The sequence below is a fragment of the Kitasatospora sp. HPM-01-4 genome (assembly GCF_051374625.1).
Lineage (GTDB): Bacteria > Actinomycetota > Actinomycetes > Streptomycetales > Streptomycetaceae > Kitasatospora.
Genome location: NZ_JBPQGP010000011.1, coordinates 46,812 through 64,852, shown reverse-complemented (window position 1 = coordinate 64,852; position 18,041 = coordinate 46,812). Strand labels below are relative to the sequence as shown.

Genomic DNA, 18,041 nt, shown 5'->3' with positions numbered 1-18,041 from the left:
CTCCGCCCGCCAGGGCCGGCCCGATGTCGGGTGGTCCTGGCGGACAGGCAGCGCAGCACGCTGCTCAGGGTCGTTCTGGTGTTGCTCGATATGAGGTACAGCCGTCCGGCGCTTGGGGGAGCTAGAGCTCAACCCCTCGACCTCGCCACCGCCCGAAGGCGGCTGACAGCCGCTGTTTTGCTCAGTGCCGGCAGCCGACGCCCACGAGGGCGCCGACTACCTGCACAGACACCGCTCTGACTCGGAGATCACTCTCCGTGCCGCTCGGCATACTTTGAAGCTACTAGCACTGTGAGTGCGAGTCAAGAGTCAGAGTGCTAGATAGCACTTTGCTGCCCAGTATGAGACTCTGTCCGTGACGTAATGGCAGATAGAGAGGCCAGCCCATGCCCAGCGGATATGCACTGACAGTGCGCTTCACCCTGCGAGACGCCACGGCTGCGCGGCAGTTCGACGACCTGGTGGCGCAGACCGCCGCAGGCATCCGCGCAGAGCCCGGGACGCTGGTCTACGCCGTGCATGTCCCGGTCGACGAGCCGTTGGTAAGGGTCTTCTACGAGCTCTACGCCGACCGCGCCGCGTTCCAAGCCCACGAGGATCAGGCGCACACCAAGCACTTCCTCGCGGCACGCGAGCAGTTCCTGGCCGGCATTGAGGTGACGTTCCTCGACGAGTTGGCGGGGCTCAGCAAGCGTCCTGGAGCGGAGGGATGATGAAGCCAACGGGAAGGGACGTTGATCCACAGGACCGTGCCTTCGGGCAGCGCGTCCAGAAGTACCGCAAAGAGCGGGGACGGACCCAGGCCGAGCTCGCCGCAGCGCTCGGAAAGACGAGTAGCTGGATGTCACAGGTGGAGCGAGGCATCCAACCGGTGCAGCGGGTTGACCTCCTCCAGCAACTCGCTGACGAGCTTGGCGTGTCTGTCCAGCAACTGCGCCCCAGCGCTCCGTCAGACCTCGGCGGACAGTCATCGGCTCCCGCCCCACTCGCGCTGTCCAATGACCTGGATGAGACGCGTCGGCTGCTCTCCGGGCACCCGGCACTCCGCACGCTGCTGTCCGGCAGCGGCGATGGCAGGCCCGTTGAAGCGCTGCGCAGCGATGTCGACGACCTCTGGGAACTGACGCACGGGGGACAGTTGGCTCAGGTCAGCACCCTGGCCGCAGACCTGCTCCCCAATCTGGAGCAGGCGGCGCGCTCCGTGCCCGAACAGGAGCGCGCCGAGCTGTACCTGCTGCTCTCCCGGGCCTATCAAGCCCTGTCGGCTGCGTTTGTACGCCAAGGCGAAGCCGACGCCGCTTGGGTGGCCGCCGATCGCGCCGTCTTCGCCGCAGAACGATCCGGTGAGCCGCTCCACGTCTGCGCCAGTGTGTTCCGCATGGTCCAGGCATTCGTCCGGTTGCGCAGCCTCGGCCAAGCCGAACACGCCGCCCGGACAGCCATCGAAGCCCTGCGAGAGCAGGGCGACAGCTCGCCGCAGGCGCTCTCCGTACTCGGGTCCCTCCACCTCGCGCTGGCGTTGGTGCATGCACGTGCCAGTGCCCGAGCCGAAGCCAAGGAGGAGATCAACGAGGCTCGGACGATCGCCGCTCGACTGGGTGAGAACAGGAACGATTTCAACCTGGAGTTCGGACCAGTCAACGTCGAGATCCAGGCGGTGAGTACCGCTGTCGACCTCGGGGACGCAGGAGAGGCACTGGACATCGGCCTCGCCATCAACACCGACGGCCTGTCGCCTGAGCGCCAAGGTCGGCTGCTGATGGACTTGGGGCGAGCCCACGCGCAGAGGCGCCACGGAGGGGAAGCCCTCGACTGCCTGCTGCGCGCCGAAGCCGTCGCGCCGGAGACCATCCAGACCCACCAGGCCGCTCGCGCCACCATCCATGAGCTGGTCCTGATCGCAGGCCCGAACGCCCCGCGAGACCTGCTGGACCTGGCGGAACGGGCTGACGCTCTTGATTAGGGCCACGGCGAGGGTCAGAACCGCCTCGGCGTTCCGCTCGCATAAGTCGATCGACACCTGTCACTCCCTCAATCCGGCTGCTGAGCCGGGTCGCTGGAGAACCCGGCAGAGATCACCGTTCCTCGATCGGAGGGCTACGGAAAGTGACGCGGAGCGGTGACAAATGAGATGTCACCGGCTTCTGTCACCTCCGCCTGACCGATACTCCGTGCCACACTCGCCGCGTCAGAGACAGTGCAAAGGGAGGGGTTGCGATGGTCGACGAACGTCCCGACTGGGCACGTCGGATGGTTGAGGAGCGTGCGGCTCGGGACTGGTCGCAGCTCGACGCAGTGCGGGCGCTGATGGCTCGTCTGCCCGCCGATCAGGAGGTCGGCGAGCAGGATCTGTTGCGGCAGTGGAAGCGCTGGGAGGCGGGGGAGAACCAGCCGAAGAAGTACCAGCCGTACATCGCCGCAACGTTCAGCACGACTACCGGCGCGTTCTTCCCGGAACGGAGCCGGCGGGACGGTCGTGCTGAGATCCTCCAGGTCAGCGGCATGGACACTGTGGACATCATCGCCCGGCTTCGCGCGAGCGACGTCGATGCTGCCACCTTGGACGCCCTTCGCATCACTGCGGACCGGCTGTGCTGCGAGTACGCCTACATGCCGGCGGACCAGCTGCTCATCGAGGGCCGGGCCTGGCTCGCCCGCGTGGTCGGCCTTCAGCACCAGCGAGTGAGCCTGGCTCAGCACCGCGAGCTGATCGCCCTCGCCGGGAAGCTGTCACTGCTGGTGGGGTGCGTGGAGTACGACTCCGGGCGGCCGCGGGACGCGGAGGCGACCCGCCAGGCCGCGCTGATGCTCGGCACGGAGGCCGGCGAACTCAGTGTCCAGGGATGGGCACACGAGATGCGGGCCTGGTTCGCTCTGACCCGGGGTGACTACCGCGGTGTCATCGCCGCCGCCGAGGCCGGGATCGCCGCGGCCCCGAACGAGTCGGTGGCCGCGCAGCTCTACGCCCAGCAGGCGAAGGCATGGGCGCGGCTGGGGGACCGTCAGCAGACCGAGGTCGCGCTGGACAAGGGCCGGCTGCTGCTGGAGACCCTGCCCTACCCGGAGAACATCGAGAACCACTTCGTGGTGGACCCCGCCAAGTTCGACTTCTACCGGATGGACGCATACAGGCGCGTCGGCGAGGACCGGCTCGCGGAGCAGTTGGCGAACGAGGTGATCCGTGCGAACACCGATTTCGACGGGACCGAGCGGGCTCCCATGCGCATCGCCGAGGCCCGAGTGACGCTCGGCGTAGTCGCCGCCCGTGAAGGCGACCTGGACACCGCGCTGACCTATGGCGAGCGAGCGTTGCGGGGCGATCGGCAGTCGCTGCCGTCGCTGGCGATGGTGTCCGCCGACCTGGGCCAGGTGCTCCACAGCCGGTACTCGCACGCACCGGAGGCGGTCGAGTTCATCGCGCATCTGCGTGAGCTGCGGAACCCCCGATGACCGAAACGAGCTTGTCGTTCTATCAGCGCTTCGCAGCGTCAGATCGACACGGACGGTTAGCGCTCACGTGCACCGAGTGTCGAGGGAGTAGTCTGATCCCCGACAACGATCAATACATGGTTAACCCCCGCGAGGCTGCACTCCGGGGGCACGGCCGACGACCTAAAGCCCAAGGCGGTCTCGACATGGATCAGCGTACCCGCACCCGCGCCCTTACACGCACGCGGCACCCCGCCGTGGAGGCGACTGCTTCTGAGTCGCTCCGGCGGGGTGCCGTCGTTGGTGTGTGCGGCCGCACCTCTCCCCCTGAGGGGGTTGTTGAGGTGACGTAGCCGACTTCGGGCGGCTCCCTGACCGGGACTTCCACCCGGTCTACACCGCCCGGCCGCTTCCCGGTCCTGGTGCTTCCAACACCAGCCCTGCGCGGCCTTCACTTCACCGCTCTCCGAGCTTCCAACTCGTTGAGCGAGGGCCTGACCTCCGGCTTCCAACCGGTCGGTCTGGCGATTTTCAGGTTCTACCAGGAACCAGCACCCACAAGGGGCGCCTTTGTTGTGCCCACCTACTGCTAGGAGGCGTTGTCATTTTGCAGCACCGCTCTGCGGGCTGCCAGTCTCGCCGTATCCGTGGTGCCGTTGTCGGTGCCACTGGTTTCGGCGTCCCTGGTCCCGTGCTCAGTCGGCCCGAGGGCCGTTTTCCCGCTCCCTGCCTGGCCTCTCGCAACGGACGGGTTGTCGGACCGGTTGTCGGGCGCCCGGCGCGCCGTCAGCCCGTCGTGACGCAGATCACTCTTTTGGGTGGGGCTGTCGTGTCACACGGGTGGGGGTTCTCGACCCCTGTATGTCGCGTGCGATCCGTCGACGTTCCTGCCTCCGCCCCGCCCCTGCCGTCCTCCGCCGCTCCTTCGGTGGCGGCCGCGCCGTCGTGCCCGGGTGCTCTCGGCGTCCGGTCGGGGGGTGTCCAGTGAGCGCGGCGGTCGCGATGGTGCCGGGCCAGCGCCAGGAGTCCGCTGGCGCTACTGGCGCGGTTCCGGCTCAGGCCGGTACGTCTCAGGAGTGCTCGTCGGCCGGCCGTGAGCGGCAGGCGGTGTTGGCGCCGTTGGCGTTGACTGGGGTGATGCGTTCGCGGCTGCGGGGTGCGGTGCGGGCGCTGCTGGCGGAGCCGGGTCTGGCCGGGGCGTCGGATGCGGTGCGGCTGGCGGCGGTGGTGCTGATGTCGCGTACGCCGGATGAGACCGGTGTGGTGGTGATCCGCAAGCCGGAGCTTGGCCGGTGGCTGGGGCTGTCCGCGGACCGGATGAAGGCCGTGGTGCGTCAGGTGCGTGCCAGCGGTTGCGTCTCGATGGAGACCTTCAAGGGCGACTACAACGACGACCAGGCGCTGAAGTGCCGGATGGGCGCGCTGTGGGCGGCCCGGGGGCAGGCGGGGCATCCGCTGAACCTGACGAAGAAGGAGTTCGCGGTGCTGCACGGCCTGGTGGAGGCGCTGTTCGCGCCGGGCTGGGCGCACCGGGGCGGCTCGGTGACCGATGCCGGGCCGCTGGCGGGCCGGACGGGTCGGGGGGCGGCGACGGACCGTCTTGCGGCGCTGCTGCTGGTGCTGGAGGCCAACGACAAGGGCCGGGTGCGGCTGTGCGGCGGTGTGGTGGACACCGAAGCCGGGCGGCCGGCGGTGACGCTGGCGCGGATGCTGGGCTGCGCCCCGGCCGGGGCGGTGCCGGTGCTGGCTCGGCTGGCGGAGGTGGGGCTGGTGGAGCGTCCGCGGCGTGGTGTCGGCGGTCTGCTGTCCCGGTCGCGGCTGGTGCTGCCCGCGGTGGCGGCCGCGCACCGGGCCGGGCTGGTGAAGCCGGCGGAGTCGGCCGGTTCCGTGTGCCGGGAGGCCGCCCGGGGCACTGCTGCGGGTTTCGCCAGCGACCTGGACGCTGCGACCCCCCCGGGTGAGGCGCCTGTGACTGGTGAGACTTCGCAGGTCAGCGGGGTGGAAGAGGTGGCCGAGGCCCAGATTTCAGACCTGGACGATACGACCCCCCTTCACGCCTCTCACTCTCCTGTGGCTGATGTAGTGGGTGAAGTGACTGTGGATGGTGGCTTTTCCGGCGGAGCCGACGTCGTGGTTGAGCACCGTCGGCCGGAGCGCGCGGGCGTGCGCGAGGAGCACGCGGGCACCGCCCTGGACGACACGGTCGATGGCCGGCCGGGCGTTCACCAGGGCGAGGGTGGCCCGCTGCGCGGGGACAAGCCCAACCCCAGCGCCATCGACCACCACGACCAGGAGCAGCCGGAGCTGTCGGGGCGAGGCCTTCGCCGACGGGTGGTTCCCCAGCCGCCGCAGGACCTAGCCCCGGTGCTGGCCTCGGTGGAGTGCCTGTGGCAGCGCCTGGACCGGGCCTGGGCGCGGCGCCGGATCACGGCCGCCGTACGGGCCGAGTTGGGCCGCATCGCTGCCTGGACCGGCAACGAGAACGCCGGTGCCGCGCTGGCCGACCGGCTCAAGTTCCGGCTGCGCGAGCAGGGCGGCAGCGCGCTGGTCACCGACCCGGTCGGCTGGCTGCTTGCCAAGGGCCTGCCGCAGCGCCGCGAGTGTGCCCACCTGGCCTGCGACGACGGGATCCGCCTGGACACCGGCACCGACTGCACGACGTGCGAGCAGCGCCTCGCCGACCGCCGCTCGACCCGCCGGGCCCTGGTCCACGAGGCGGTGGCCGTGCTGCCGGACAGCGCCACCGCCGAGCAGCGCCGTACGGCGGTCGACGAGCGGCTGCACCGGCACGCGATGCTGCGCGCCGAGCAGCAGGTGGCGGACCGTCAGCGGGCTGAGCAGCAGCGCGCCGAGGCCGAGGCCCGCCGTGCGGTCCGTGAGGCGCAGGCTGCGGCCGCCGAGGCCGCCCGGCAAGCGCTGCCGTGCGAGGAGTGCGGCGCCGAGCGGGCCGCTGGCCTGTGCGCCTCGTGCTGGAGCGTGCGGGCGACCCGGTCAGCGATCCGCGAGTGCGTGGCCCTGGTGCTCGCGGGATCCGCCGACCTCACCGACCGGGAGGACGTCAACGCCGTCGTCGCCCACGTCCGGGGCGAGCTGCGGGCCGAGATGCTCCGGAGCCGGCCCGCCGGCGCCGACCTGGCCGGTATCCGCGCGTCCGACCTGCTCACCGTCCAGAACGCCGCCGCCGAGTACCGGGCCAGCGCCCTCGTGCTGCTGACCCGCTTCCCGCAGGCCGACGCCGAGGCCGAGCTGGCCCACGCGGCCGCGATGCGCCGCGCCCACCGCCACCCCACCCACGCCTCGGCCGTGGCCGCCGCCGACCGCGCCGCCGAGCAGGCCCGCACCAACACGGCCCGCCACCTGCTCGTGCGCCGCCTCGAAGCGGTCCAGGCGCTGCGCCAGCGCGCCGAGCAGATCCATACCGCCACGGGTGCGGTCCGGGAGGCGGTGAACGGCTGATGGATCAGCCCAGCAGCAGCGTCGGCGGCAGGGAGTGGTCGAACGGGCGACAGGCGAAGACTCGCGGTCTTGCCGTCATCGTCGCGCTCGGTGCGGGAGACTGCCGTGCGGAGGCGTCGGGGACGAGGAGGGGCGTGTGACAGCGGCCGTCGCGACGCAGGACGAGTTCGCATGGTGGTCAGCCCTGGTCGGTGAGACCGTTGCGGCCCGAGCCAAGGCCTGCCGCCTCGAGGACGGCGTTCTTCTCCTGCGGTGCGCCAACGATCTCTGGCGGACCCAGTTGCGCCTCGTCACGCCGGCCTTGCTGAAGCGGATCGCAGCCGCCGACGGCACCCCCGAGGTCAGGCAGATCCGCTTGGCGCTGGACGCCCGGTGGATCCTGGTTACCGGTACGCCCACCCTCTTTGGCCGCGAGTTGGTCGAGCAAGCACTCCTGGAGGCATGGCACGACGCCACCCAGGACGACGGACGACGGATCGAGGTTGTGACCACCGGCCAGGACGGTCCCGAGACCTGGGCAGCGCAATGGGCGAAGAACAACGGCATCTATGCCACCCGGCGCACGGTCGCGTGGGCCTTCTGCTCGCCCGACTGCCCCACCGGAACCGGCCATCGGCGGGCCCGCCAACGAGACTGGATCGAGTACTGCCCGGACGCAGCCCGCCGCCGCGACGCCCGCCTGGTGGCAGACCGGCCGGACCTGGCCCTCGCCTTCTACCCGGACGGCTGCAACCCCTACACCGCGCAACTGGCACTGGACGTCCGGCAGGCCGGTACCCCGACCCGCTGGTTCGATCCCGCCGCGCCGCGCACCGACGATGTCGCCCTGGAGCGCGGCATTCGCAGCTCTCGGAGATACCGCATGATCAGCCGACCCGGTGCGGAACGACCAGCGGCTGAAGGCCAAGAGTGCCTCGGTGAGGGATGTCCCGCCTGCGCCCGGGGCCGCGACGGGCTCGACCGGTTCTTCGATGACGTCGACGAGCGCTGCCGTCGGTACGGGCAACCGGAGCTCTATCCCTTCGCAGCCGGAAGGCACACGCTCCACCGCACGCCATGCTCCAGCATTGTCCACGCGATGCGTGGTGCAGGGACCGGCTCGGCGCACGACCGGCCGGTGGGAAGTCGCTACGAGTTCTGCCTGCAGACCTACAGCCACTTGCCCGAGCAGAACCGCGACGACAACTTCGCAACCCGCTACCCCTACCCGGCCCTTCTCGCGATGACCAGGGAGGAAGCGCTGTCCTGGGTGAAGGAACACACCGGTCCGAAGGGCAGGAAGAACTACAAGTTCTGCCGAGTCTGCGTCCCCGAACTCTGATCCCTGCCGGCCGCTCCAGCACCCGCCCGCCAACCGCTACCGTCGAACCTGCAGCCCGTCGCCACGGCGGCCGCCACCACCGAGGAGGACCAGGTGACCACCCAGCCCGACCACCAGGACGCGGCCGCAACCCGGCCGGCCACCCTGCACGAGCTGCGCACCGCCCTGTCCCGCTACGGCCTGCCCGGCGACCGCGAGCAGTTCGAGCAGGACCTGGCCGCCGCCCTCGACGCCTCCCCGATCGGCGACTTCGCCGCCGTCGCCGAGGTCGTCGCCACCTACCGCCACCGCCTGCTCCTGCGCACCAACGAACAGGCGATGGCGTCGCTGGCCGCGCCGATCGGCGGCCAGCGGTGGACCCCGGCCGGCGACGCCTTCGCCCGGGCACGCGCCGCAGGCGGCGACCGGTGACCGACCAGCCCACCGAGCCGCGCGAGCCGCTGCACGTCTTCCTCTCCAACACCGCCGAAGCCGCCCTCGCCCAACTGCGCCCGGGCGAGCTGGACGCGGTGGAGAAGCTCGTCGAACGCCTCGCGCTCTACCCACGGCTGGGTATCCCGGTGCCCGGCGGCACCGACCCCGAGGTCGACGACTACACCGCCCGCACCGATCCCGCCTCCGACACCGGCGACCGCATCAGCGTCGTGTACCGGGTGCACGAGACCATGGCCAGCGTGTTCGTGACCTGGATCATCGCCGGGCCCTGACCACCTCGGTGTCGTGCCTCCGCGGTGATGCCGTCCGGGGGATTCGCCGGCCACGGCCCCGGCGGGGGTAGCGTGGGCGGCCGCGGGGCGTTGACCAACGGGGAGGGGTGAGCCGTGCGGTTTCCTAGTAGGGCACAGCTGGCGGTCCTGAGCGGTGCCGAGTTCGAGGCGCTGGCCTCGTTGCACTTCTCGATGACCGAGGTGCGGCACGAGTGGGGCAGTTCCCGGGCGGCACTGGACCGGCTGTTCGCGTTGTCCGATCACGCCGAGCACCTCGATGATGGTGCCCGGTTCACCTTCCGGTCGCGGGCGCTGGATGAGGTGCGCCGTGCCTCCTATCGGTACACCGATGCGGTGGAGGCGGTGATGTGGCCGTGCGTCAGCGCCTACACCGTGCTTGGTATCGCCATCCTGGAGCGGGTGGTCGACGGCAAGGATGCGCTGTCCGACCAGGTGGTGGCGGAGCTGGCGGAGGAGCCGACGCTCGGACAGCTGCACGCCGCGCTGTCCGTTCCGGTCTCGGCCCTGCTGATCGCGCGCGACGCCCAGTCTGTCGATTCCGCCCAGGAGCGCCGCGAGCAGCTGCTGGCCAGGGTGGAGGGCGTTTACGAAGCCCTCGCCGATCCGATGCTGCCCTCGCCGTTGACCCGGGAGCAGGCGCAGGCGGCCGTCAGCCGGCTGACCGGGGCGCAGCCTGAGGGCACCGACGCGCTCTGGGAGGGGCTGCTGGAGCCTCTCGCCCTGCTGGCCGGCCAGACGTCCTCAGATGTCGCCTTCCACCTTCGCCGGCGCGGCTGACCAGCGGCCGAGCCGGCGCCCCGGCGCGGGCCGGTATCAGGTCTGGGAGGCGTCGGCGATGCCCCGCAGCACGGCGTCGGTGTGCTCGCGCTCGGCCCGCTGCTTGGCGACGAACTCGCGCATCCGCTGGACCGCTTCCGGATCGTTGGCCGCCTCGGGCGTCATCACCACGGAGGCACCGTCACCGAGGTCGACGATGTGGTGCTCCAGCGTGCCGGTCGCCAGGATGGCCAGCGCCGCCAGAAGCTCCTTCTGCACCTCCGGGGTGTTGTAGACCTCGTCCTCGTCGGCGAGGTCGACCTCGCCTTCGCCCGAGCGCCCGGACAGCGCGAGCAAGGCCCCGTCCAAGAGGTGGCGCAGCACACGGAACTGGTCGGGGTCCATGCGGGCCCGCAGCGTCTCAAGGTAGAGGTGGACCTGCTCGGCTCTGCTGGGTACGGCTTCGTCCATCTGGTCATCCTTGCACCAGCCTGTGTCGGCGAGGGCCAGGCCGTCGCCGTGAGGGCGCACCGCTCCCGGCGGGCGATTTCTGCATTGCCCCGCCCAGGGCTTCGGTGCGGTGGCACGATGAGAGTCCGTGGTCAGGCGCCTGTTGGGGGGTTGTCGTTGCCGGGTGACAAGCGGCGGATCCAGACGGCGGTACTGGGCGGCGCGGACTCGGAGGAGCCGCTGATCCTGCCGCTGGAGGCGATCGAGTTGGACGCCTTCCGCCGGCGGCACGTCGAGGACACCTTCTGGTGCGGGCTGCTGCTCGGCGGCTGCGGCACCCAGCTCACCACGAAGCTCTACACCGACCGCGTCTGCCACTTCGCGCACCTGCCCGATCCGACCGGCCTGCACGTGTGCGAGCGCCGGGCCCGGGACGTCTCCAGCGCCGACCACCTCTACGTAAAGTCCGCCGCCATCGCCTGGCTCCTCGACCAGGACCACCCAGGCGCCGTCCACCTGCGCGAGCCGCTCGGCTCCGTCGTCGACATCGCCTGGGAACACGGAACCCGCGGGCTGCGCCTGCACCTGGACGGCGCGGTGGCGCCGGTGTGGGACGACGACCTGATCGAGCCGGTCCTCGGCGCGACGGTACCGGTTGACGTCGACACCCTGGTCCGGCGCCGGTACGTGCACCGGGTCCGGTTGGACAGCGCCGGAACCTCCCGCCGGGTGCGCATCGGCACCCAGGCCCCCGCCCGAGACACCGAGTGGTTCAGCCTCGACGAGTGCCACATGTCTCCAGATGGCTTCCGCACCCCCGCCGTGGAGGAGATCCTCGCCGCCCGCCGTGGTCCCCGATCCGGTGGCACCGGATACCGGTCGGCGGCGGGGACGCCCAACACGGCGGCCCGCGCCAAGGCGCTGCTGCGACGCCTCGCCGACGGCCGCAAGCTCGGGTCGGTGGTGGTCGTCACCGGCATCGTCGAGGAGATCCGCTCCCTGGGTCCGCTCGATCCGCTGATCCGTTCCCAAGTCGACCAGGCCCTCCAAGACCTCGACCAGTGGTTTGCCGTGCAGGCCAAGGCCCGCCAAGACCTGTTCGCGCGCATCGACCAGGCCGTCCGGGACCAGGAGAGCAACCGAGTGCACCAGCTGCTGCTGCTCGCCAACGCCACGGCCTCCCACGAACGCACAGCTTCCGAGGAGACGACCGTGGCGGCCGCCGCGGAGCACCTGGCCGCCACCGCCGCGCGTGGCCGGACGGCGCTGCCGGGTGAGATCTGGTTCGCCCAGCAGCGGGTGGACAAGCTCCTCGCCAACCTCGAAGGCCGGCGCACCATGATGACCGCCGAGATGTGCGGGCTGGTGGATCGACTCGTCCGGGAGGCGGCCATCGTCGGCGACGCGCTCGACCCCAGGCAGCAGGCGACTATCGAACGCTGGGTCGCCCGGGCCGAGGCCAGCAACAATCAGGCCGAGGCGCGGGCCTCCCGGTACCGCCTCGTACGCGGGTCGTGGACCCCGAAGGAGAAGGTCTCCCGCCGGTTGTGGATCGCACGCTCCTGCCCTCGCTGTGGCGCGGGAGCTGGGCAGAACTGCCATGCGACCGGACTGTTGGGGCCCCACGACGAGCGGATCCAGCCGATCCTCGACGAACGAAGGGCCCGCGGGCTGCGGGGCACCTGCCCGGCCTGCGGCCAGCCCCCCGGTGAAGCGTGCACCACCGCGAACGGCGGTCCGCACAACGAGCGCATCGCCCGCAAGAACAAGACCGCCGGCGGAACAGCGGACGGTCCCCGCGGGAAGTAGCAGGCGAAGCAACTGGCTGGCCTCACTGCGCGGTGTCCGGGCCGGCCGAAGGATCGGCTACCCGAAGTACAAGAAGAAGGGCCGGTGCCGGGACAGCTTCCGGCTGCACCACGATGTGAAGAAGCCCGGGATCCGGCTGCTCGGCTACCGCCGACTACGGCTGCCCAGCCTCGGCGAAGTTCGCACCCACAACTCCGGCAAGCGCCTGGCCCGGCTCATCGGCCAGGGTCAGGCTGCCATCCAGTCCGTCACCGTCTCCCGCGGCGGGCACCGCTGGTACGCCTCCGTCCTGGTGAAGGTCCAGCAGGAGCTGCCCGACAAGCCGATCCGGCGTCAGGCGGAGCGTGGCACAGTCGGTGTCGACCTCGCCGCCCTTTCCCGGCCGCTCGACCCCGACCGGCCCGGCAGCGACTTGGTCGCCAACCCCCGCCAGTCGATTTTGGACGCGGCGCCTGCTGAGGTGCGGCGCCAGCTCACCTACACGGCGGTGCGGAAGCGGCGGGTGGTGCATTCGTCGACCCTTGACGGCCTCGGTCTCCTGTCCCAGACCCGGGTGCAAAGCAGGCGTCTCAGCTTTCGGCGGGGGCGGCGGGCTGGTCTGCTTGCGGGGAATCGGATCGCCATCAACGGGGTTGGTGGGGGATGAGCCGTTATTGGAGGGTCATGCGAGCGATTCAGGTGTACGAAGTGGGCGGTCCCGAGGTGCTGCACGAGGCCGAGGTGGACCAGCCGCGGCCGGGTCCGGGCGAGGCGATCGTGGAGGTCGCCGCATCCGGGGTCAACTTCCTCGACGTCTACCACCGCGAAGGCCGATACAGCCTCCCGCTGCCCTTCACCCCGGGCACTGAGGGCGCCGGCACGGTCGTCGAAGTTGGACCCGGCGTCGCTGACGTCGCAGTCGGGGACCGGGTCGGTTGGGTGGAGATTCCCGGCACGTACGCCGAGCGGGCCGTCGTGGACTCCTCCCGGCTGGTGCCGCTGCCCGACGATATCGGCTTCGAGACAGCCGCCGCCGTGCTCCTCCAAGGCATGACCGCGCACTATCTCGTCAAGGACGCCTACCCGGTTCAGGGGGGCGACACGGTGCTCGTGCATGCGGCTGCTGGTGGCATGGGGCTGCTTCTGACCCAGCTCATCACCCATCTCGGCGGCAGGGTGATCGGCACGACGTCGACCACGGCGAAGGCCGAGCTGGCGAAGCGTGCCGGGGCCGCTGAGGTGATCCTTTCCTCCGCAGTCGACGATCTCGCAGCCGAGGTGAGGCGGCTCAACGGCGGTCAGGGACTGCCGGTTGTCTTCGACGGCGTCGGCGCGCACACCTTCGATGCGAGCCTCGCCAGCCTGCGAACCCGCGGCCATCTCGTGCTCTTCGGCGCGGCAAGTGGTGCCGTGCCGCCGTTTGATCCGATTCGGCTCGCCCACGGCGGTTCGCTGACCCTGATCCGGCCCAGCCTCGGGGACTTCATCGCCGATCGGTCCGAACTGCTCCGACGGGCCGCCGATGTGTTCGAGTGGGTGCGCTCCAAGGCGCTTGAGGTCACCGTAACGGGCCGCTACGCATTGTCCGAGGCCGCCCAGGCCCACAGCGATCTGGAGGCTCGGCGTACCACCGGCAAGCTGCTCGTCGTACCCGATGCGGCCGCTATTGGACGCCGCGAGGAGACGCAGAGCTGATCGCGGGTGACGAGGTCGGGGATCTTGGAGACTGAGATGTCGAGGGCATGGCCGACCGTCATCGCCAAGATCCCCGACAGCGCCAGGTACTTACCGCCACGGCCTGCTGCTGTGCACCGACGAACAGGCGATGGCGTCGCTGGCCGCGCCGATCGGCGGCCAGCAGTGGGCCCTGGCTGGCGACGCCCGCGCCGCCGGCGGCGACCGATGACCGACCAGCCCACCGAGCCGCGTCAGCCACTGCACGTCTTCCTCTCCAACGCCGCGTGACCCCAGCCTGGTACCGCCCACGGTCCCCGCCGGGGACAATAGGGGGCATCGGGTGAAGGGAAGGATGACGTGAGCGTTGCAGTCACTGAGCACAGCGGGCCGTGGACTGTCGAGGATGTCCTGGCGCTGCCCGAGGACCCCCGCAACCGGATCGAGCTGGTCGGGGGAGCGCTGCTGATGAGTCCGAACCCCGGCGTTCCGCACCAGCGGGCCAGCCTGCGCCTGGCCATGCTCCTGAGCCTGGCCATCGACAACGCCGAAGCCCCGTTCGAGGTGCTGGAGGCCGTCAACGTCATCGTGCCCGACGGCCTGCTGATCCCGGACCTGGTCGTCGCCGACGCAGCCGCGGCCGCCGACGCCGGCACCACCCTGAGCGCCCACGACGTCGCGGTGGCGATCGAGATCGCCTCGCCCTCCACCCGGGTCACCGACAAGAAGATGAAGCCGGCCCTGTACGCCGCGGCCGGCATCGAGCACTACTGGCGCCTCGAACTCGAACCCGCCCCGCGCCTGTACCTCGGCCACCTCGAGCGAGGCGCCTACGTCGACCGCCTCGTCCAGGTCGGCGAGACCACCGCGCTCACCGACCCGTTCCCCCTCGACCTCGACCCCGCGGCGCTGCGCCGGTAGTCCCGCACGGCACCGCGGATGGCCGGACACTTTCGACGAGGTGTCCGGCCATCCGCGTTCGGGCGACTGTCGGGTTTCCCCTCCCCGAGGGGGTACATCCGCGTAGCGTGACCGACGGACCGGACACAGCGGCCGCTACCGGAAGGGGAGTTCGTGCAGGCGGGGACCGTGCTGGACGGGCGCTACGAGCTCGGCGAGCGGATCGGAGCGGGCGGCTTCGGGCAGGTGTGGGAGGCCTACGACCCGAAGGTCGACCGCTGGGTCGCGGTCAAGGTCTTGACCAGCGACGGCAGCCCCGACAGCAGCCAGCAGGTCGCACGGTTCGCCCGCGAGGCCGCGGTCGCCGGAGGCTTGTCCCATCCGAGCATCGTCACCGTCCACGACTTCGGCTCCACCGTTCTCGACGGCCGCCAGGTCGCCTACCTGGTGATGGAGCTGATCGACGGCGAGCCCCTCACCACCACTCTGCAGCACGGGCCCCTCGGCCGCGCCGCGGCCCTGAACATCGCCTACAGCGTCGCCGATGCCCTGGCCGCCGCCCACGACGCTGGCCTGGTCCACCGCGACATCAAGCCCGCCAACATCATGGTCCTGGACACCGAGTCCGCCGCCGCCTCGGCGAAGGTGGTCGACTTCGGCATCACCAAGAGCGCCGACCCCGAGCACCACATCACCGCCACCGGCATCCTCATCGGCACCCCGGCCTACATGGCCCCCGAAGCGTTCAACGGTGCCCTCGACCACCGCTCTGACCTGTACGCGCTCGGCTGCGTCCTCCACGAAGCCCTCGCTGGCGCACCGCCGTTCGCCGGCGGCAACTTCTGGAACCTCGCCCACCAGCACGCCACCCAGCCGCCCCCGGCCCTGCGAACGCTTCGCCCGGACGTCTACCCCGAACTCGACGACCTGGTCGCCCGCCTCCTCGCCAAGAACCCCGACGACCGCCCCCAGGATGCCCACCAGGCCCGCACCGCCATCAACGAGATCGGCGACCGCTACTACGGCCGGCACGCGCCCCGGCGCGGCAAGGACTATCCCACCGACGTCACGCTCAGCCGGGAGGAGGCCCGGAACGGCGCCACCGTTCCCCTCCGGGTCAGCTCCCACACGACCTACCCGGACTGTGCCGGCAACCCGAAGTACCAGGACCAGGGCTGGTGCTCGATGTGCCGCGGCTCCGGCCGCGCGCCCACGCGGGTCCGGGAGCACCAGGTCCGCTTCCCCGCAGGCGTCCGCGAAGGACAGCGCCTGCGCCTGCGCGGCCTGGGCAACCCCGGCACCAACGGCGGCGAGAACGGCGACCTCTACGTCACCGTGCACATCGAGCCCTGACCGACCCTGCCTGCTGGTGGCCCGTCTGCCCCTCGCTCTCCCCGCCTTGTTGGTGACCCTGGTGCCCTGCCGCCCGCGCCGGGCCCGGGCGGCAACCACAACAACGTTGCGGCCAACAGCGGACCGGGCGGCTGAGCGCGGCGCGCTCCGCTACCGCACCCTGGCCAGCGCCCGGATGCGCTGGACCATCCTTCCCTGCCGCCTGGACTGCGCCGCCGGATCCGCCGTCAGGGCCGTGGCCGGCCCCGCCGTCGGCCCGTCACCGCACCGGCCGGACCGTGGACGGTCCGGCCGGTGCGGTTGCCCCCGGAGAAGGTGGCCGGTGCGCGTGCCGGGCGGAGCCGCCTGCCGGTCCGGTCCCTGGACAAGGTGCTGCGGCCTGCCCAACTCCGGGCGGTTACCGACGTCACGACCCACCTGACGACGAACCCTCGTTGCCCACCTTCATGGCCTGGGACGGGACCACCCGCTGGCCCGCACTGGCCGCCGACCGGCAGCACCAGTGGCGGCAGGGCACTGGCACCAGCTGCTGGACCTTGTAGGCATGGAAAGGGCCCCGGGGGCCCGGTTCCGGCGGCAGCCGGAATTCCGTGACTGGCGCAGTGACGCCCGCCAGCCCCCGCCAGTAGGTCGGCGTGGGTGCCCAGCGCATGTGGCGGCAGCGGCACGGACCGTCAGCCCGCCGGAGGCACTGTCGGCTGGGGACAGTGCGGCGGTTAGTTCTGGAGTTAAAAGAACGGGGAGTTACAACCCCCAGTTACTGACGAGTAATGACGGGAGCGGCGCGCCGATTGCGGGTTGTCGTCTGAAGGCATCAGCGCGGGAGTAGCGCCCACAGCCCTCCCCCGCCGCCGATCAGGACGGTGAGCAGCTTGAGGGCCTGCGGGGAGACGTAGAGGTTGATGGTGAGGTGGAGGTGGGTGCCGATCTCTACTTTGATCTTTCGGGGTTTGGGGCGATGGGCGCCTGGGGTGGTGGCCATGGCGAGATGCGGGTCCTCGGGTGGTCGACGCGGAGGTTTGCTACTGGGCGGTACAGCTGGTCGCCTGCTCACGCTCGGACGGAGCGCCGGGCGGTTGTCCCGTACTGCCCTCGCCCTGCGCGTTGATCGCTTCGTCGATCAGTTTGTCGATGTAGGCGCTCAGCTCGGCCTTGAGGTAGGGGATGTACGTGAAGATTGCGTCGCGGAGATCGTCGGGTTCGATCCCAGTGCGGGCCGCTGTCTTCAGCAGGTCCTGCAGGTCACTGTGGTAGGTCTCTCGTTCGAGGTAGAGCCGGGCGGCTGCTTCGCTGACCTCGAGCTCCAGGCAGAACCGGTTGAGTGGGCTCGGGCCGCCGGACTCCGGGAAGTGGTCGTAACACCGGCCCGATAGCTTGACTGTCTGGTTGCATCCGCGCCGACCGCACAGCCGGTAGCTCCTGTCTGCATCCAGCGAGATCACGAAGCGCCGGTCGCCGATCCGGACCCAGACGCCCCGGCCGGGGATGTGCTGTTCGATCACGAGCTCGGCATCCCGGTCCGCTACGCCTACGAGGCCCAACACGCTGTTCAGCGGCACCGGTTCCCCAAGCAACTGCGAAAAGTAGCGCCTCGGGTCCCGCGGCGGCTCGAACAACTCCTCCTCGTCGAACTCGTCGGACTCCACCCACCAGTCATCGCCTGGCGGCAGCAGCGGTTGGGTGGAGGCCTCCATCAGCAGCAGCCCCGCTGTCAACACACCCGTACCCGCCCGCACCTGGCGCAGCGCATCGGCGTAGCGCAGGTCGGCACTGGCGGCGAGGGCACGGGCCTGGGCGCTCGCGGTCGTCTTGCGTTTGGTCACGGTGCACTCCCACCCCGGCGGGTCTTCCCACGCTACCCGCCGGCCACGGAGGGCAGCCGGAGAACAAGAAAGGTTTGGAGCGCGGGTCCCGAAGAACCTTGGCCATCGGCGTCACCTGCGGCGTGGGCGCCGGTGACAGTGGCTCGGGCGGTGCGCGTCCAGCCCTGCCCGAGACTCTAACGCAACCGCCTCGCCGCGTGCGGCACGTTGTCCGTTCCGCGACCCAACGCCGAGGACTACGCCCGCCAGCTCTACACCCACGGCCCTGGTCGAGCAGGTCCTGCGCCTGGGCGGCGCGGCGCTTCATCGCGCGCCGCCAGTGCCTTGATGAGCTGGCGGTATCTCTGCGAGGGTGCGCGGTTC

The 18,041-nt window shown here is 70.6% G+C and carries 16 protein-coding genes; 13 read left to right on the top strand and 3 right to left on the bottom strand.

What is annotated here, in order from left to right:
• Positions 1-386 precede the first annotated feature (386 nt).
• The 8 genes from ACSMTC_RS40285 (at position 387) to ACSMTC_RS40250 (ending at position 9,711) form a co-directional block, all read left to right on the top strand.
• Complete coding sequence (locus ACSMTC_RS40285) at positions 387-713, top strand: putative quinol monooxygenase (RefSeq protein WP_436565100.1); 327 nt, start codon at positions 387-389, stop codon at positions 711-713.
• Entirely contained in the window at positions 710-1,963 is a 1,254-nt protein-coding gene (locus ACSMTC_RS40280) for a helix-turn-helix domain-containing protein (RefSeq protein ID WP_436565099.1), read from the top strand. Before ACSMTC_RS40285 ends, ACSMTC_RS40280 begins: the two co-directional genes overlap by 4 nt.
• A gap of 254 nt (positions 1,964-2,217) precedes the next feature.
• The gene (locus ACSMTC_RS40275) at positions 2,218-3,450 is read left to right on the top strand and encodes an NsdA family TPR-like regulatory protein (RefSeq protein WP_436565098.1); all 1,233 of its coding nucleotides are present in this window, start codon (positions 2,218-2,220) and stop codon (positions 3,448-3,450) included.
• 1,116 nt (positions 3,451-4,566) lie between these two features.
• Complete coding sequence (locus ACSMTC_RS40270) at positions 4,567-6,885, top strand: hypothetical protein (protein WP_436565097.1); 2,319 nt, start codon at positions 4,567-4,569, stop codon at positions 6,883-6,885.
• A gap of 136 nt (positions 6,886-7,021) precedes the next feature.
• A complete protein-coding gene (locus ACSMTC_RS40265) occupies positions 7,022-8,206 on the top strand; it encodes a DciA family protein (protein WP_436565096.1) in 1,185 nt (394 codons plus the stop codon).
• Between the two features lie 93 nt (positions 8,207-8,299).
• The gene (locus tag ACSMTC_RS40260) at positions 8,300-8,617 is read left to right on the top strand and encodes a hypothetical protein (protein ID WP_436565095.1); all 318 of its coding nucleotides are present in this window, start codon (positions 8,300-8,302) and stop codon (positions 8,615-8,617) included.
• Positions 8,614-8,913: a hypothetical protein gene (locus tag ACSMTC_RS40255; protein WP_436565094.1), complete on the top strand. Its 300-nt coding sequence runs from the start codon at positions 8,614-8,616 to the stop codon at positions 8,911-8,913. Before ACSMTC_RS40260 ends, ACSMTC_RS40255 begins: the two co-directional genes overlap by 4 nt.
• A 114-nt stretch (positions 8,914-9,027) precedes the next feature.
• On the top strand, positions 9,028-9,711 hold the full coding sequence (locus ACSMTC_RS40250) for a hypothetical protein (RefSeq protein WP_436565093.1): 684 nt from the start codon (positions 9,028-9,030) through the stop codon (positions 9,709-9,711).
• Positions 9,712-9,747: 36 nt separating this feature from the next.
• Here the strand turns inward: ACSMTC_RS40250 and ACSMTC_RS40245 are convergent, their stop codons facing one another.
• A complete protein-coding gene (locus tag ACSMTC_RS40245; protein WP_436565092.1) occupies positions 9,748-10,161 on the bottom strand; it encodes a hypothetical protein in 414 nt (137 codons plus the stop codon).
• A 156-nt stretch (positions 10,162-10,317) separates the two neighbouring features.
• Between ACSMTC_RS40245 and ACSMTC_RS40240 the strand changes: the two genes are divergently transcribed.
• The 5 genes from ACSMTC_RS40240 to ACSMTC_RS40220 all read left to right on the top strand — a co-directional run bounded on the left by ACSMTC_RS40240 (position 10,318) and on the right by ACSMTC_RS40220 (position 15,855).
• A complete protein-coding gene (locus tag ACSMTC_RS40240; RefSeq protein WP_436565091.1) occupies positions 10,318-11,949 on the top strand; it encodes a zinc finger domain-containing protein in 1,632 nt (543 codons plus the stop codon).
• A 115-nt stretch (positions 11,950-12,064) separates the two neighbouring features.
• A complete protein-coding gene (locus ACSMTC_RS40235; RefSeq protein WP_436565090.1) occupies positions 12,065-12,595 on the top strand; it encodes a hypothetical protein in 531 nt (176 codons plus the stop codon).
• Positions 12,596-12,612: 17 nt separating this feature from the next.
• Positions 12,613-13,623 carry a quinone oxidoreductase family protein gene (locus tag ACSMTC_RS40230; RefSeq protein ID WP_436565089.1) on the top strand — a complete coding sequence of 337 codons (1,011 nt, stop codon included), beginning with the start codon at positions 12,613-12,615 and terminating at the stop codon, positions 13,621-13,623.
• A gap of 339 nt (positions 13,624-13,962) precedes the next feature.
• Positions 13,963-14,523 (top strand): Uma2 family endonuclease, encoded by a 561-nt coding sequence (locus ACSMTC_RS40225; RefSeq protein ID WP_436565088.1) that lies wholly within the window; start codon positions 13,963-13,965, stop codon positions 14,521-14,523.
• 153 nt (positions 14,524-14,676) lie between these two features.
• On the top strand, positions 14,677-15,855 hold the full coding sequence (locus ACSMTC_RS40220) for a serine/threonine-protein kinase (RefSeq protein WP_436565087.1): 1,179 nt from the start codon (positions 14,677-14,679) through the stop codon (positions 15,853-15,855).
• Positions 15,856-16,669: 814 nt separating this feature from the next.
• Here ACSMTC_RS40220 and ACSMTC_RS40215 read toward each other — a convergent pair.
• Together ACSMTC_RS40215 and ACSMTC_RS40210 are read right to left on the bottom strand one after the other, a co-directional pair.
• A complete protein-coding gene (locus tag ACSMTC_RS40215; RefSeq protein WP_436565086.1) occupies positions 16,670-16,837 on the bottom strand; it encodes a hypothetical protein in 168 nt (55 codons plus the stop codon).
• A gap of 40 nt (positions 16,838-16,877) precedes the next feature.
• Positions 16,878-17,678 (bottom strand): hypothetical protein, encoded by an 801-nt coding sequence (locus ACSMTC_RS40210; protein ID WP_436565085.1) that lies wholly within the window; start codon positions 17,676-17,678, stop codon positions 16,878-16,880.
• Positions 17,679-18,041 lie beyond the last annotated feature (363 nt).

Bases quoted from the DNA above. Each gene is read 5' to 3' on its own strand.
- ACSMTC_RS40285 (WP_436565100.1), top strand. From the start codon at position 387: ATGCCCAGCGGATATGCACTGACAGTGCGCTTCACCCTGCGAGACGCC.
- ACSMTC_RS40280 (WP_436565099.1), top strand. From the start codon at position 710: ATGATGAAGCCAACGGGAAGGGACGTTGATCCACAGGACCGTGCCTTC.
- ACSMTC_RS40275 (WP_436565098.1), top strand. From the start codon at position 2,218: ATGGTCGACGAACGTCCCGACTGGGCACGTCGGATGGTTGAGGAGCGT.
- ACSMTC_RS40270 (WP_436565097.1), top strand. From the start codon at position 4,567: ATGCGTTCGCGGCTGCGGGGTGCGGTGCGGGCGCTGCTGGCGGAGCCG.
- ACSMTC_RS40245 (WP_436565092.1), bottom strand. From the start codon at position 10,161: ATGGACGAAGCCGTACCCAGCAGAGCCGAGCAGGTCCACCTCTACCTT.
- ACSMTC_RS40230 (WP_436565089.1), top strand. From the start codon at position 12,613: ATGCGAGCGATTCAGGTGTACGAAGTGGGCGGTCCCGAGGTGCTGCAC.
- ACSMTC_RS40215 (WP_436565086.1), bottom strand. From the start codon at position 16,837: ATGGCCACCACCCCAGGCGCCCATCGCCCCAAACCCCGAAAGATCAAA.